General features: G+C 69.7%; 16 protein-coding genes. 11 read left to right on the top strand and 5 right to left on the bottom strand.

Going from position 1 to position 13,997, the window contains the following annotated elements; translation table 11 throughout:
* Positions 1-140 precede the first annotated feature (140 nt).
* From Q0588_RS05265 to Q0588_RS05255, 3 genes are read right to left on the bottom strand one after another with little or no spacing between them, the layout of a single operon-like run.
* On the bottom strand, positions 141-623 hold the full coding sequence (locus Q0588_RS05265; protein WP_298744390.1) for a DUF805 domain-containing protein: 483 nt from the start codon (positions 621-623) through the stop codon (positions 141-143).
* 21 nt (positions 624-644) lie between these two features.
* Positions 645-1,445, bottom strand: coding sequence for a nucleoside triphosphate pyrophosphohydrolase (gene mazG / locus Q0588_RS05260; RefSeq protein WP_298744388.1), 801 nt, complete (start codon positions 1,443-1,445; stop codon positions 645-647).
* A complete protein-coding gene (locus tag Q0588_RS05255; RefSeq protein WP_298744386.1) occupies positions 1,442-2,884 on the bottom strand; it encodes an MFS transporter in 1,443 nt (480 codons plus the stop codon). The genes mazG and Q0588_RS05255 overlap by 4 nt, the downstream gene beginning before the upstream one ends.
* Before the next feature lie 157 nt (positions 2,885-3,041).
* On the opposite strand from Q0588_RS05255, the gene Q0588_RS05250 reads away from it, so the two are divergent.
* The 4 genes from Q0588_RS05250 to ygiD all read left to right on the top strand — a co-directional run bounded on the left by Q0588_RS05250 (position 3,042) and on the right by ygiD (position 5,854).
* Complete coding sequence (locus tag Q0588_RS05250; protein ID WP_298744384.1) at positions 3,042-3,947, top strand: M15 family metallopeptidase; 906 nt, start codon at positions 3,042-3,044, stop codon at positions 3,945-3,947.
* On the top strand, positions 3,944-4,411 hold the full coding sequence (locus Q0588_RS05245; RefSeq protein WP_298744382.1) for a hypothetical protein: 468 nt from the start codon (positions 3,944-3,946) through the stop codon (positions 4,409-4,411). The genes Q0588_RS05250 and Q0588_RS05245 overlap by 4 nt, the downstream gene beginning before the upstream one ends.
* A gap of 85 nt (positions 4,412-4,496) precedes the next feature.
* Complete coding sequence (wrbA, locus tag Q0588_RS05240; protein WP_298744380.1) at positions 4,497-5,099, top strand: NAD(P)H:quinone oxidoreductase; 603 nt, start codon at positions 4,497-4,499, stop codon at positions 5,097-5,099.
* Positions 5,099-5,854, top strand: coding sequence for a 4,5-DOPA dioxygenase extradiol (gene ygiD / locus Q0588_RS05235; protein WP_298744378.1), 756 nt, complete (start codon positions 5,099-5,101; stop codon positions 5,852-5,854). The genes wrbA and ygiD overlap by 1 nt, the downstream gene beginning before the upstream one ends.
* Here the strand turns inward: ygiD and Q0588_RS05230 are convergent, their stop codons facing one another.
* Entirely contained in the window at positions 5,855-6,256 is a 402-nt protein-coding gene (locus tag Q0588_RS05230) for a DoxX family protein (protein WP_298744376.1), read from the bottom strand.
* A gap of 89 nt (positions 6,257-6,345) precedes the next feature.
* Positions 6,346-7,905 (bottom strand): AMP-binding protein, encoded by a 1,560-nt coding sequence (locus Q0588_RS05225; protein ID WP_298744374.1) that lies wholly within the window; start codon positions 7,903-7,905, stop codon positions 6,346-6,348.
* Between the two features lie 160 nt (positions 7,906-8,065).
* On the opposite strand from Q0588_RS05225, the gene lipA reads away from it, so the two are divergent.
* From lipA to eno, 7 genes are all read left to right on the top strand, one after another.
* Complete coding sequence (gene lipA, locus Q0588_RS05220; RefSeq protein ID WP_298744372.1) at positions 8,066-9,040, top strand: lipoyl synthase; 975 nt, start codon at positions 8,066-8,068, stop codon at positions 9,038-9,040.
* A 304-nt stretch (positions 9,041-9,344) separates the two neighbouring features.
* The gene (locus tag Q0588_RS05215; RefSeq protein ID WP_298744370.1) at positions 9,345-9,800 is read left to right on the top strand and encodes a type II toxin-antitoxin system RatA family toxin; all 456 of its coding nucleotides are present in this window, start codon (positions 9,345-9,347) and stop codon (positions 9,798-9,800) included.
* Positions 9,797-10,921, top strand: a complete 1,125-nt coding sequence (locus Q0588_RS05210; RefSeq protein ID WP_298744369.1) for an NAD(P)/FAD-dependent oxidoreductase — start codon at positions 9,797-9,799, stop codon at positions 10,919-10,921. Before Q0588_RS05215 ends, Q0588_RS05210 begins: the two co-directional genes overlap by 4 nt.
* The gene (locus tag Q0588_RS05205) at positions 10,914-11,444 is read left to right on the top strand and encodes a GNAT family N-acetyltransferase (RefSeq protein WP_298744368.1); all 531 of its coding nucleotides are present in this window, start codon (positions 10,914-10,916) and stop codon (positions 11,442-11,444) included. Before Q0588_RS05210 ends, Q0588_RS05205 begins: the two co-directional genes overlap by 8 nt.
* A gap of 169 nt (positions 11,445-11,613) precedes the next feature.
* Positions 11,614-11,796 carry a 50S ribosomal protein L32 gene (gene rpmF / locus Q0588_RS05200; RefSeq protein WP_292258695.1) on the top strand — a complete coding sequence of 61 codons (183 nt, stop codon included), beginning with the start codon at positions 11,614-11,616 and terminating at the stop codon, positions 11,794-11,796.
* Positions 11,797-11,907: 111 nt separating this feature from the next.
* Complete coding sequence (locus Q0588_RS05195; protein ID WP_298744366.1) at positions 11,908-12,510, top strand: hypothetical protein; 603 nt, start codon at positions 11,908-11,910, stop codon at positions 12,508-12,510.
* Between the two features lie 83 nt (positions 12,511-12,593).
* The gene (eno, locus tag Q0588_RS05190) at positions 12,594-13,871 is read left to right on the top strand and encodes a phosphopyruvate hydratase (protein WP_298744364.1); all 1,278 of its coding nucleotides are present in this window, start codon (positions 12,594-12,596) and stop codon (positions 13,869-13,871) included.
* Positions 13,872-13,997: the final 126 nt, after the last annotated feature.

The following is a 13,997-nucleotide window of genomic DNA, read 5'->3' as shown; positions in this document are numbered from 1 at the left end:
GCAGGGCCTGTTTGAACGCCGGGTCGCGCGCGACGCGCGCCTGCACCGTGTCCTTGAATGATCGGGTCAGGGCCATCAACGTCCGCCTTTCTTCCTCGCCTTGTAGTCCGCCCACCGCCTCCTAGGGCTTCGAAATGGCGCTACGGGCGCGGCGGCTTATAGTTGTCCGATTTCGGCGCCGTGAATTCCAGGAAGGGCTTGGGAATCGGTCCCCATTGATTAGTTATCGGGTCGCCCGGACGTAGGCCAAGCTCAAACGCCAGCCATCCCAGCACGGCGAGGTACGGAAGCCAGACCAGTCGCGTATCAAATGGCAGGTCTTGTCCAAAGAAGGTCGTAATGGAAAGCGCGGTCGCCATCGCAATGTACGGCCACAGTGCGAGCGACTTTCCGTCCCCGTCTCTGGCGCGTCGGGTCGAAACCTCGACCTGGGTGCGCAGCACGAAATACAGCACCGTAGCGCGAAGTACGCCAAGCGCGATGATGAGGTGCAAGGGTTCGCTTGTCAGCCCCTTCGCTGCGGACAGGACCATCGTCGCAAGCGCACGCTCGGCCCCATTGCCCAAAACAATGGCGCTGAAGAAGACGATCCACCACTCCTGCCGACCTGCTCTCTTGTTCATGCCTTCTCCCTTCGACCCGCTTCAAGCCCGCTCCGCCGCCTTGGCCGCGTCCCACAACCCGTCCATCTCGGCCAGATCGGACTGCTCCGGCGACCGCCCATCCTTGGCCAGTTCCGCCTCGATGAACCCGAACCGCCGGATGAATTTGGCATTGGCTCCGCGCAGGGCGTCCTCCGGCTCGACCCCCAGCTTCCGCGCCAGATTGGCGACCACGAACAGCAGGTCGCCGACCTCGTCGCGGGCCTTGTCCAGATCCCCGGCGGCGATCTCGACGCGCAGTTCGGCGACCTCCTCGTCCAGCTTGTCGAACACCTCGTCGGTCGAGGGCCAGTCGAAGCCGACGCGGGCGGCGCGTCTGGTCAGTTTGGCGGCGCGGGCGAGGGCGGGCAGGCCGACGGGGACGTCGTCCAGCACCCCGTGCTGCTGCCTGTCCTTGCGTTCGGCGGCCTTGATGTCCTCCCAGCGGGCCTTCTGGGCGGCGCCGTCCGGTTTGGCGGCCTCGTCCCCGAACACGTGCGGGTGGCGGCGCTCCAGCTTGTCGGCGATGGCCTCGGCGACGTCGTCGAAGGCGAACAGCCCCTGCTCCTCGGCCATGCGGGCGTGGAAGACGACCTGGAACAGCAGGTCGCCCAGTTCCGACTTGAGCTCGTCCCAGTCGCCGCGCTCGATGGCGTCGGCGACCTCATAGGCCTCCTCCAGGGTGTAGGGGGCGATGGTCTGGAAGGTCTGCTCCACGTCCCACGGACAGCCGCCGACCGGATCGCGCAGCCGGGCCATGATGGCGTTGAGGCGGTCGACGGGCCGGAGGAGGGAGTCGGTCATGATCCGGCCTGATGCGGCGCCGGCCCGCGCGCTTCAAGGGCGGCGCGGATTTCGGCGTGGCGCGCCTGGTCGAGCGGATAGCGGTGCAGGGCCAGGGCCGCGAGCAGCAGGCACAGGGCCGGCAGGCCGGCGAACATGATCTGCAGCCACATCAGGGCCGGGCCGGAATTCTCGCCGCCGAGCCCCGGATCGAAGCCGGCCATCCTCAGGCCGGCGAAGGTCAGGACCGAGACGGCGTAGCCCAGCTTGGAGGTGGCGGTCAGGATCGAAAACAGCAGGCCGGTGCGATCGGCCCCGTCGTCGAGCAGCACCTGGTCGCTGACGTCGGCCATCATGGCCCGCAGCAGCAGGTCGCCCGAGGCGAAGGCCAGACCGACCAGGGCGATCATGACCCCGGCCATCAGCAGATCGGCCCAGGGGGCGGGCGAACCGGTCAGGGCCTCCAGCCCCGCCTGGGCCGGAGCCACGAGAACCGGGGCGAGGAAGGCGGCGAGCATCAGCGTCACGGCGAAATAGACGCAGGCCCAGATCAGCGCCCGGTGCTTGCCCAGCCGCACCGCCAGCCAGCTCCAGGCCGGGGCGCCGAACAGGCCGAAGACGAAATAGACCAGCAGCAGGATCGAGGTCTCGGCGCGCTCGAAGCCGCGGGCGGCCTCGAAGAAGTAGAAGAACAGGGCCCCGACCACGCCGCGGGCGACGCCCAGGGCCAGGTCGGCGCCCAGCAGGCGCTGGATCACCGGCCGTTTGAACAGGGCCAGGTAGGCGAAGCGGCTTTCGGCCGAAGCGGGCGGGCCGGGCGGGGGCTCCGGCGTGAAGGCGAAGGTGACGGCGAGCGAGACGGGCAGGGCGACGATGATGAACCACCCCTGCCACTGCACCGCCCGGGCGTAGTCGCCCCAGCCCATGTTCTGCACCAGGACGGGGACCATCAGCACGGCCAGGACGCCGATGATGTTGGCGGTCTGCCACCAGCCGTAGATGCGCGACCGCTGGTCGTAGTCGGAGGACAGGGCCGCGGCCCAGCTGACCTGCGACAGCAGGCTGACCGAGAAGCCCAGCGACAGCACCACCAGCCACAGGGTCAGGTGGGCCGCGCCGGCGCCCGGCCGGGCCATGAACAGCATGCCGACCGCCAGCATCAGCACCGGCGCGGCCAGCCCCATCCACAGCCGGTAGCGGCCGAAGCGGCTGTTGGTCCGGTCGATGACCATGCCGAGGGCCGGGTCGACGACGATGTCGGCCATGCGGATGATCAGGAACACCACTCCGACCACGGCCAGGTCGACGCCGACATGGCTGGCGTAGAACTCGGGCAGGGTGACATAGACCGGCAGGCCGAGCGCAGCATAGGGCAGGCAGGCGGCCGAGAAGGCGGCGAGGACGCCGTTGCTGCGGCGCGGGGCGGGCCCTGCGGTCGAGGTTTGGGCGGCGTCGGTCATGCGGGCGTCCGGCGGGTCCGGCCCTGAGTCGACCGTGCCTTCACCATGCCGCCTTTGGGCGCCGTGCGCGAGCGTGGGGCGCGAGCCGTCGCGCGGACCCGCGCCCGGCGCGCGAAGGGCCTTGCCGCGGACCCAGGGCTGGGGTCACCATCGGGCCATGTCGAAGCGCGCCGTCCTGTCGATGCTGGCCGCCCTGCCGCTCCTGTCCGGGACGCCGTCGAGCGCCGCGGAGGCGCGCGCGCAGGCCGGACCGGGCGCGGCCGAGGCGTGCGATGCGGGGGCGGTCGAATGGGCGGCCCCGGCGCTGGCCAACGCCCTCTCCCACTTGTCGCTGCAGTGGGCCCCGTTCGGCGTGCCGGAATGGGGCTGGGAGACCTATCTGCCGCTGATCCAGAAGGAACTCGGGACCGGTTGCGCGCCGGGCTCGCCGCGCTTCGCCCGGGCGCTGGCGGAATTCCAGTACGGACACGGCCTGCCGGCCACGGGCTGGTTCGACGCGGCCACCTTCCAGGTCTTCCGCGGCCTGTGGCAGGAGCGGCGGCCGTTCATCATGGAGCGGGTCCGCGAACAGCCGTGCCCGGACCCGCCGCCGCTGTACCAGCTCGGCTATCTGGTCGCGTCCGAGGAGCACGCCGACCGGCTGACGCGGCTGTTGCGGCGCGACGTGCTGGCCGCCTACCGGCTGATGGTGGCGGCGGCGCGCGAGGAGGTTCCCGAGGTGGCGGCCGATCCGGAGCTGCTGCAGATCTTCTCCGGCTTCCGCGATCCCGAGGCCGACGCCGCCCGCTGCGCCGCCCAGGGCAATTGCGACGGCCTGCGCCGGGCGGCGTGCTCGCCCCACCGCACCGGCACGGCGGTCGACCTCTATGTGGGCCGGCTGGCCGACCTCGGCGTCGACGACACCTCGCCGGCCAGCCGGCTGCACATGAGCCGCACGGCGACCTACCGCTGGCTGGTGCGGAACGCCCACCGGTTCGGCTTCGTCCCCTATGTCTATGAGCCGTGGCACTGGGAGTGGGTCAGCCCCACCGGCGGCTATGCGCCGACCGGGGCCGCGCCGTGATCCGCCCGCTGACCCCCGCAGAAGCCTCCCTGGCCCGCGAGGCCTTCGGCGACGCCCTTCGCTGCGAAAGCGTACGGCTGCTGACGGCCCCGTGGCCGTTCAACCGCGCCTTCGTGCCCGGCCGCTGGTTCGGCCGGGAGTGGATCGTCTGGCCGCGCCGGACCCTGCCCGGGGACATTGCGGCGGCGCCGCTGAAGCTCCAGGCCATGCTGATCCACGAACTGACCCACGTCTGGCAGGCCCAGCAGGGCGTCAACCTGTTGACCGGCAAGATCAGGGCCGGGGACCGTCCCGCCGCCTATGCCTATCCGGTCGGGATGGACTGTCGCTGGGCCGGCCTGAACATCGAACAGCAGGCGATGGTCGTGGAGCACCGCTTCCGCCTGGTGAGGGGGGAGGGGGTCCCGGCGCCGCCGGAGTTCTACGACCGGGTCTGTCCCCTGGGGCCGCGGATCAAAACCTGATCCGGAGGGCTTGTCCGCTGGTCAGCGGACCCCATGTCCGCTACAGTTTCTGTTGCTGATAACAGCCGAGCCAACGGAGAGACCCATGCCCCGAATCCTCGTTCTCTATCATTCCACCTATGGTCACGTCGAGGCCATGGCCGAGGCCGTCGCCGAGGGCGCGCGCGGCGTCGACGGGGCCACCGCCGACATCAAGCGCGTGCCCGAACTGGTTCCGGAGGAGCTGGCGCGCCAGAGCGGCTACAAGCTGGACCAGGCGGCGCCGATCGCCGCGGTCGACGACCTGGCGGAGTATGACGCCGTCATCGTCGGGGCCGGCACCCGCTATGGCACGGCGGCCTCGCAGATGCGCAACTTCCTCGACCAGACCGGCGGCCTGTGGATGAAGGGGGCCCTGGTCGGCAAGGTCGGCTCGGCCTTCACCTCGACCGCGACCCAGCACGGCGGCCAGGAAACCACCCTGATCGGGCTGATCCAGACCCTGCTGCACCACGGCATGACCATCACCGGACTGCCCTACGCCTGGCAGGGTCAGATGACGATGGACGAGATCACCGGCGGCTCGCCCTATGGCGCGACCACCATCACCGGCGCCGACGGCTCGCGCAGGCCCAGCGCCAATGAGCTGGAGGGCGCGCGATGGCAGGGGCGCCATGTGGCCGAGACGGCGAAAAAGCTGTTCGGCTGATGCGGCAGCCGGCGATCTTCTTCGGCCACGGTTCGCCGATGAACGCGCTGGGCGGTCCCCATGCGGCCGCCTGGCGCGAGATCGGCCAGGCGGTCGGCAGGCCGGAAGCCGTGCTCATGGTGTCGGCGCACTGGGAGACCGACGGGCCCGCGGTCACGGCCCAGGCGAAGCCGGAAACCATCCACGATTTCGGCGGCTTCCCGGACGCCCTGTACGCGATCCGGTACCCGGCGCCCGGCTCGCCGGCGCTGGCGGCGCGGGTTTCGGACCTCACCGGCGCGGTCCCGACCGGGCAGTGGGGGCTGGATCACGGGACCTGGTCCGTGCTGGCCCATGCGTGGCCCGCCGCGGACGTGCCGGTCGTGCAGCTCTCGCTGGATCGCCGGCTGGACGCGCGCGGCCATTTCGAGCTCGCGCGCAGGCTGGCGCCGCTGCGGGACGAGGGTGTGGTCATCGCCGGCTCGGGCGACTTCGTCCACAATCTGCGCGCCTGGAAGCGGGCCGGCGGCGACGCCTATCCCTGGGCCACGGGTTTCAACGAGGCGGTCAAGGCGGCCTTGCTGCGCGGCGACGACGAGGCCCTGATCGACTGGGCCGGACTGGCCGAGGAGGCGCGGATGAGCGTGCCCACCGACGAACACTATCTGCCGCTGCTCTATGTCGCCGCCCAGCGGCTGCCGGGCGACGGCATCGGCTTCTTCAACGACGTCATCGAGGGCGGCTCGATCTCGATGACGGGGGTGCGGATCGGCTGATCAGGGGCGTTTGAGGACATTGTCCACGGCCCAGGCGCCCGGTCCGGCGAAGGCGAGGTAGAGGAAGACCCAGCAGTACAGCGCCGCCAGCTCGCCGCCGTTGACGAGCGGGAAGACGCCGCCGGGGACGAGGTGGAACTGGAAATAGGCCACCGCCATCATGCCCGACAGCAGAAAGGCGACCGGCCGGGTGAACAGGCCCAGCACGATCAAGGCCCCGCCGACCAGCTCCAGCACCCCGCCTATGCCCATCTGGCTGGCGATGTCGAACGGTCCCATGGCCGGGACCGGGAAGCCGAAGATCTTCTGGGCGCCGTGCTGCATGAACATCAGACCGGCGACGATGCGCAGGCCGGACAAGACCTTGGCCGCGTGGGCGTCGAGATTGGAGAACAGGGTCATCCGGGTCGAACCTTTCTGTCTTCGCTCCAGGGCGGAGCCGTCCGCTCGTATCGAAACCAAAGCTGTTGCAGTCTAGGGGGTTCGGGCGTTCACGCCGCCTTGTCGACCTCGACCATCTGCTGGATGGCGACATAGTCGGTCTTGCCGGTGCCGAGCACGGGCACCTCGCCGACGCGCATGATCTTCCTGGGCACGGCCAGTTCGGGCGCGCCGTGGCTGCGCGCCCACTCGGCCAGGCGGGCGACGTCGGCGTCCTTGCGGTCGGTGACCAGCACCAGCTTCTCGCCCTTGCGGCTGTCGGGAACGGAGACCACGGCGTGCCGGGCCTCGGGCCAGACGGCGCTGGCGAGGCCCTCGACGGCGGTCAGCGACACCATCTCGCCGCCGATCTTGGCGAACCGCTTGGCCCGGCCGAGGATGCAGACATAGCCTTCCTCGTCGATCGAGACGATGTCGCCCGTGTCGTGCCAGCCGTCCTTGAGCGGCTCGATTTCATCGGGATCGTCGGCCGACAGATAGCCCTTCATCACATTGGGGCCGCGCAGATACAGGCGGCCGCCCTGGTCGATGCCGTCGACCGGCTCGAGCCGCCAGTCCATGCCCGGCAGGATCTGGCCGACGGCGCCGGGACGGTTGCGGTCCGGATGGTTGACGGCCACGACCGGCGCCGCCTCGGTGGCCCCGTAGCCCTCCAGCAGCTTCAGGCCGCGGAAGCGGGTGTTGAACAGGTGGTGGGTCTCGTCGCGGACCTTTTCGGCCCCGGCCACGACGAACTGCAGGGTGCCGAAATCGTCGGGACCGGCGACCCGGGCGTACTGGTTGAGGAAGGTGTCGGTGGCGAACAGGATCGAGGCCTTCACCTGCGGCAGCAGCTCCACGATCTGTTTGGCGTGCAGCGGCGACGGATACTGGAACGCCTTCATGCCCTGGAGCAGCGGCAGCAGCACCCCGCCGGTCAGGCCGAAACAATGGAAGGTCGGCAGCGGATTGAACACCACCCATTCGGGCTTGAGCTCGATGTGCTGGGCCACCTGACGGCAGTTGGCGACCAGGTTCCACTGGCTGAGCACCACGCCCTTGGGCGCGCCGAAACTGCCCGAGGTGAACAGGATGACGCCCGGCGACGAGGGCTCCGTCTTCGCCCGGAACCGCCTGGGCATCAGCCCGGCCATCAGGCCATACAGCTTGTCGGGCAGGCCGATCGACTGGCGCACGTCGTCGAGCCAGACCACCTCGGCGACGGTCTCGATCTGGCCGACCAGCTCCTCCAGCCTGGCCTGTTCGATGAAGCGTCTCGCGGTCAGCACCTTGCCGACGCCGGCGGCCTCGATCGCCGCCTTCACATTGCGCTCGCCCGAGGTGAAGTTGAGCATCACCGGGACCCGGCCGTGGGCGTGCAGCCCGTAGAAGGTGACCACCACCCCCATGCTCGAGGGCAGCAGGACGCCGACCCGTTCGCCCGGCCGGGTCATGGCGGCGATCTTTCGGCCCAGCACGAAGGCCGCGCGGATCAGGCCGGTATAGGTCAGGGGCCTGCGGTCCTGGTCCTCCAGTATCTCCTTGTCGCCGTAGGTGTCGCGGGCCGCGATCAGGGCGTCGAAAATCGTCTCCTCGACGGCCGCGGGGTCCAGGGGCAGGCGCAAATACATCCTCCGTGACGCGTTGGCCGCGCCTTGTCCGAACGCGCAAACTAGAGCGGGGCTTCAGGGTTGAAAAGATGCGTCGCCCGGCGTGAACCCGGGCCGCGCCTTGCCTTCGCCGCGCGGAAGGACGACATAGCGGTTTCGCCACGCCGGAGCCCGCGACGCCTTGGTCACGCTGATCGACACCCTGACGAAGACGACGCCAAAGGACTCTGGCTCACTGCGTCACCCGGAAAAGCAGAACCGGCCCGAGACCGTCGTGTTGAAGAAGCCCGACTGGCTGCGCGTCAAGGCGCCGGGGTCCGGCCAGTACAACGCCACCCGGGCCATCGTGAAGGAAAAGGGCCTGCACACCGTCTGCGAGGAGGCGGCCTGCCCGAACATCGGCGAGTGCTGGAGCCAGAAGCACGCCACCCTGATGATCATGGGCGACACCTGCACCCGGGCCTGCGCCTTCTGCAACGTCAAGACCGGCCTGCCGCAGCCGCTGGACCCGGACGAGCCGGCCAAGGTCGGGCTGGCGGTCCGTGAGATGGGCCTGAACCATGTCGTCATCACCTCGGTCGATCGCGACGACCTGTCCGACGGCGGCGCGGCCCATTTCGCCGAGACGGTGCGCCAGATCCGGCTGCAGGCCCCCGGCACGACCATCGAGATCCTGACCCCCGACTTCCTGCGCAAGGACGGGGCGGCCGATCTGGTCATCGATTCCAGGCCCGACGTGTTCAACCACAACCTCGAGACCGTGCCGCGGCTGTATCTGAAGATCCGGCCGGGGGCCCGCTATTTCCACTCCCTGCGCCTGCTGCAGAGGGTCAAGGAGCGCGACCCGAACCAGTTCACCAAGTCCGGCGTCATGGTCGGCCTCGGCGAGACGCGGGAAGAGGTCATGCAGGTGATGGACGACATGCGCTCGGCCGGCGTCGACTTCATCACCATCGGCCAGTATCTGCAGCCGACCCGCAAACACGCCGCCATCGACCGCTTCGTCACCCCGGACGAGTTCAAGGCCTATGAGGCCATCGCCCGGGCCAAGGGCTTCCTGATGGTGTCGTCCTCGCCGCTGACCCGCAGCTCGCACCACGCCGGCGAGGATTTCGCGCGGCTGAAGGCGGCGCGCGAGGGGCAAAACAGGCGGTGAGGATTTCGGCCGCGTCTCCCGCCGTGGGAGAAATCACTCAGCTTGTCATCCCGGAAGGCGCGAAGCGGCTATCCGGGACGGCGAGGGCTTCACAACGCCATGCCCCCGGACAGGCCTTCAGGGCTGAACCGGGGGACAGCCGGAAACACCCTCCTCGGCTTCGGCTGTCCCTGACTGTCGCCCGGATGAACGCTGTCGCGCTCTCCGGGCGGATCGTACGGAAGCGAATACCCGTCCCGGATAGCCGCTTCGCGACTTCCGGGATGACAATAGGCCGTCGTCTTTCCAGTGCGAGGATGGCCTGATGGCCGTCCACCGTGTCACCAAAATCCTTCCGTACACGCCCGACCAGCTCGCCGCCCTGGTCGCCGATGTGCGCGCCTATCCGGAGTTCGTGCCGTGGGTCAGCGCGATGCGGGCCTGGGGCGAGCGGGAGGAGGCCCCGGGCGTGACCCTGGTCGACGCCGAGGCGGCGGTCGGCTTCTCCTTCCTCAGGGAGCGGTTCTCGACCTGGGTCCGCCATGACCGCAATGCGCCCAAGGTCGAGGTCGGCTTGATCCGAGGCCCGTTCAAACACCTCAAGAACCGCTGGGAGTTCTTCCCCCACCCGGACGGCACGCGGGTCGAGTTCTTCATCGACTTCGCCTTCAAGTCGCGACTGCTCGACGGTCTGCTGCACGCCAATTTCGATCGCGCGGTCGGCCGGCTGATGCATTGTTTCGAGGCCCGGGCGGCGCATCTCTACGGACCGAAGTCGTGAGCTTCGATTTCGACGCCGTCGTGGTCGGCGCCGGCGCGGTCGGCCTGGCCTGCGGCCGGGCGCTGGCCAAGCGGAGCCTGTCGGTGCTGGTGCTGGAGCAGGCGCCGCACATCGGCCAGGGCGTGTCGTCGCGCAACAGCGAGGTCATCCACGGCGGCCTCTACTATCCGACCGGCTCGCTGAAGGCGCGGCTGTGCGTCGAGGGGCGGCGGCGGCTCTACGCCTTCCTCGACAGCCGCAAGGTCGACTACCGGAAATGCGGCAAGCTGGTCGTGGCCACGGACGAGGCCGAGGTCGGCCGCATCGAGGCCGTGTTCGAACAGGCGGTCGTCAACGGGGTCGAGGGGCTGGCGCATCTGACCGGCGCCCAGGCGCGGGCGCTGGAGCCGGGACTGAACGCCCAGGCCGCCATCCTGTCGCCCGAGAGCGGGGTGTTTGACAGCCACGGCTATATGCTGGCGCTCGAGGGCGAGATCGAGGACGCGGGCGGCTCGGTCGTCGTCTCGACGCCGTTCGAGCGGGCCGAGCCGGCGGCGGGCGGCGGCTTCACCATCACCGCGGGCGGGCCAGATTCGGGGGAGGAGGGCGCGACCCTGATGACGCGGCTGCTGGTCACGGCGCCGGGCCTGGCCGCCCAGGACGTCGCCCGCCGCATCGACGGCTATCCGGCCGACCGCATTCCGGCTGGTCATTTCGGCAAGGGCGTCTATTTCCGCCTGGCCGGCAAGGCCCCGTTCGAGCGGCTGGTCTATCCGCCGCCGATCCCCGGCGCCCTGGGGACCCACTATCGCAAGGACCTGGGCGGCCAGGCCGTGTTCGGGCCCGATCTCTCATATGTCGAGACCGAGGACTATTCGGTCGATCCCGCGAAGGCGGCCGAGTTCGAACGCTATATCCGCCGCTTCTGGCCGGGGCTGCCGCCGGGGGCCCTGACCCCCGACTACGCCGGCATCCGCCCGAAGCTGCACGGGCCGGGGGAGCCGCAGCCGGACTTCCAGCTGCGCGGCCGCGACGACCACGGGATCGACGGGCTGATGGCCCTGTTCGGCATCGAAAGCCCCGGCCTGACCAGTTCGCCGGCGATCGGCGAGGCGGTGGCGGACGCGCTTCTGCGTGACTGAGATCGTCATCCGCGACGCGGTCGCCGCCGACATCCCGGCCCTGCACCGGCTGATCGAGAGCGCCTACCGCGGCGAGGCCTCGCGGGCCGGCTGGACCACGGAGGCCGACCTGCTGGCCGGCCAGCGCACCGACCCCGAGGACCTGGCGGGCATTCTGGCCGACCCGGCCCAGGCCATGCTCGCCGCCTGGCGGGACGGCGACCTGGCGGGCTGCGTCCTGATCGCCGACCGCGGCGCCGGAACCGGCTATTTCGGCATGCTGGCGGTCAGCCCGACCCTGCAGGGCGGCGGCCTGGGGCGGCGGCTGGTCGAGGCCGCGCAACAGGCCCTCGCGGCGCGATTCGGGGCCCGCCGGGTGCGCATCTCCGTCCTGCCGCAGCGGGACACGCTGATCGCCTGGTACCGGCGGCTCGGCTATGCGCCGACCGGCGAGACCCTGCCGTTTCCCTACGGCGATCCGCGATTCGGCCTGCCGCTCCGCGACGACCTGCAGTTCATCGTCCTGGAGCGCGCCCTGGCCTGACCGGGCCCCTGCGGAAGCGGGCGTCTCATATGTAGCGAACCCGGACACACACTTGAACTCCCGGTCCGGTTCAGGCATAAGCCCGCGCTCGCGTGGCGGCTCTTTCGGGGGCCGCCGCAGTTGTTTTCGCGCTTTCCCGGCGCCCGACCCTAGGAAGATTGAGACGGACATGGCCGTTCCGAAGCGCAAAGTATCGCCCTCGCGTCGCAACATGCGCCGCGCCCACGACGCCCTCGGCGCCAACGCCTATGTCGAGGACAAGGACACGGGCGAGCTGAAGCGCCCGCACCACATCGACCTGAAGACCGGCACCTACCGCGGCCGCCAGGTGCTGACGCCGAAGGAAGACTAGGTCTTTCGACGGATCGGGCCGTCAGGTCCGGCGAAGCCTTTCACGGCGCGCGATAGTCTCGCGCGCCGTTTTCGTGCGTTCTGTCCGGCGACCCCATGCTGGAGCCGTTCCATGAACCGCCTCGTCGCTTCCGCCGCCGTCCTGTCGCTGGGCGCCTGTGGCGCGCCGCCCGCCGAACCTGAAGCGCCGGCCCGGCCGCCGGAACCCGCTTCGGCGCCCACGCTGCCCGGGACGCCGGTCTCCGCCGCCAACAAGCTGACGGCCCAAGGCTATGGCCCCTTGCGCATCGGCATGACCCACGCCGAGGTCGAGGCGGCGCTTGGCCCGGACGCCAATCCGGAGGCCGTCGGCGGACCCGATTCCGCCTCATGCGACATGTTCCGCCCGGAGCGCGCGCCCGAAGGCCTGCTGGCCATGGTCGAGAACGGCGTTCTGACCAGCGTCTGGGTCCGCCGCAACGCCGCGGTCGAGACCGACCGTGCGCTCAACGTCGGCGACACCGCCGCCGAGGTGAAGCGGGTCTACGGCGCCGCGGCCGAGGTCATGTCCCACAAATACGCGGACGCGCCGTCCGAATACATCACCGTCTGGTCGACGACCGATCACCAGAGCGCCGCCGCGCGGGGCCTCAAATACGAGATCGGGCAGGACGGCCGCGTACAGTCGATCGCCGGCGGCGGGCCCAGCATCCAGTATGTCGAGGGCTGCGCCTGAGGTCTTGAGCGCGCGGTTGGCGATTCGGAGGGCGTTGGGCTAAACCCCGCCTTCCGATCCTCCTCCGTAGCCAGGGCCGTCCCATGACCGACATCGCCGACATCGCCGCCCGCATGATCCTCGACAGCCGCGGCAATCCGACGGTGGAGGTCGATGTGATCCTCGACGACGGCAGCTTCGGCCGCGCCGCCGTGCCCTCGGGGGCCTCGACCGGCGCCCACGAGGCGGTGGAGCTGCGCGACGGCGACAAGGACCTGTGGGGCGGCAAGGGCGTGGCCAGGGCGGTGGACGCCGTCAACGGCGAGATTTTCGACGCCCTCAGCGGCATGGACGCCGAGGACCAGCGCCGCATCGACGAGGCCCTGATCGGGCTCGACGGCACGGCCAACAAGAGCCGGCTGGGCGCCAACGCCATCCTCGGCGTCAGCCTGGCCTGCGCCAAGGCCAGCGCCATCTCCTCGGGCCTGCCGCTGTACCGCTACCTCGGCGGGGTCTCGGCCCGCATCCTGCCGACGCCGATGATGAACATCATCAACGGCGGGGCCCATGCCGACAATCCGATCGACATCCAGGAGTTCATGATCCTGCCGACCGGGGCGGACAGCTTCTCGGAGGCCCTGCGCATGGGTGCCGAAATCTTCCACGCCCTGAGGAAGCAGCTCAAGGACGCCGGCCACAACACCAATGTCGGCGACGAGGGCGGCTTCGCCCCCAACCTGGCCTCGGCCGAGGAGGCGCTGAGCTTCATCACCCGCGCGGGGCAGGCGGCCGGCTATCTGGCCGGCGAGGACTTCCACCTCGGACTCGACGTCGCCGCGACCGAATTCTTCAAGGACGGCAAATATGTCATGGCCGGGGAGGGCAGGACGCTCGAGGCCGGGGCCATGGTCGGCTACCTCGCCGACCTGTGCGAACGCTTCCCGATCGTCTCGATCGAGGACGGCTGCGCCGAGGACGATTTCGACGGCTGGAAACTGCTGACCGACCGGCTGGGCGACCGGGTCCAGATCGTCGGCGACGACCTGTTCGTCACCAACCCGGCCCGACTGGCCGCCGGCATCGGCGAGGGGCTGGCCAACTCGATCCTGATCAAGGTCAATCAGATCGGGACCTTGTCGGAGACTCTTGACGCCGTGGATATGGCTCACCGGGCCGGGTACACCGCGGTGATGAGTCACCGTTCGGGCGAGACCGAGGACTCGACCATCGCCGACCTCGCCGTGGCCACCAACTGCGGACAGATCAAGACCGGCTCCCTGGCCCGCTCGGACCGCACCGCCAAATACAACCAGCTGCTCCGCATCGAGGAGATGCTGGGCGACCAGGGGGCCTATTACGGCGACGGCATGCTGCTGAAATAGACCCGGCCCGGCCTCGCCCCGCCGGTTGCGCGCGGGTCGCGGGTCCTACGGTCAAGCTACGGTTCATTAGGCATTTTCGGTCAGGACTCCTTGATCACGAGTTCACGCTCAGAAGGAGCGTCCGTC

The organism is uncultured Brevundimonas sp., assembly GCF_937870815.1.
Taxonomy (GTDB): domain Bacteria; phylum Pseudomonadota; class Alphaproteobacteria; order Caulobacterales; family Caulobacteraceae; genus Brevundimonas.
Note: the sequence above shows the minus strand (reverse complement) of the source record. Positions and strands in the feature narration are given on the sequence as shown.

What these genes read in the sequence shown, in the direction of transcription:
- wrbA (WP_298744380.1), top strand. Translation starts at nt 4,497, where the DNA reads ATGCCCCGAATCCTCGTTCTCTATCATTCCACCTATGGTCACGTCGAG.
- Q0588_RS05265 (WP_298744390.1), bottom strand. Translation starts at nt 623, where the DNA reads ATGAACAAGAGAGCAGGTCGGCAGGAGTGGTGGATCGTCTTCTTCAGC.
- Q0588_RS05250 (WP_298744384.1), top strand. Translation starts at nt 3,042, where the DNA reads ATGTCGAAGCGCGCCGTCCTGTCGATGCTGGCCGCCCTGCCGCTCCTG.
- Q0588_RS05255 (WP_298744386.1), bottom strand. Translation starts at nt 2,884, where the DNA reads ATGACCGACGCCGCCCAAACCTCGACCGCAGGGCCCGCCCCGCGCCGC.
- ygiD (WP_298744378.1), top strand. Translation starts at nt 5,099, where the DNA reads ATGCGGCAGCCGGCGATCTTCTTCGGCCACGGTTCGCCGATGAACGCG.
- rpmF (WP_292258695.1), top strand. Translation starts at nt 11,614, where the DNA reads ATGGCCGTTCCGAAGCGCAAAGTATCGCCCTCGCGTCGCAACATGCGC.
- Q0588_RS05225 (WP_298744374.1), bottom strand. Translation starts at nt 7,905, where the DNA reads ATGTATTTGCGCCTGCCCCTGGACCCCGCGGCCGTCGAGGAGACGATT.
- Q0588_RS05195 (WP_298744366.1), top strand. Translation starts at nt 11,908, where the DNA reads ATGAACCGCCTCGTCGCTTCCGCCGCCGTCCTGTCGCTGGGCGCCTGT.
- Q0588_RS05215 (WP_298744370.1), top strand. Translation starts at nt 9,345, where the DNA reads ATGGCCGTCCACCGTGTCACCAAAATCCTTCCGTACACGCCCGACCAG.
- Q0588_RS05230 (WP_298744376.1), bottom strand. Translation starts at nt 6,256, where the DNA reads ATGACCCTGTTCTCCAATCTCGACGCCCACGCGGCCAAGGTCTTGTCC.
- mazG (WP_298744388.1), bottom strand. Translation starts at nt 1,445, where the DNA reads ATGACCGACTCCCTCCTCCGGCCCGTCGACCGCCTCAACGCCATCATG.
- eno (WP_298744364.1), top strand. Translation starts at nt 12,594, where the DNA reads ATGACCGACATCGCCGACATCGCCGCCCGCATGATCCTCGACAGCCGC.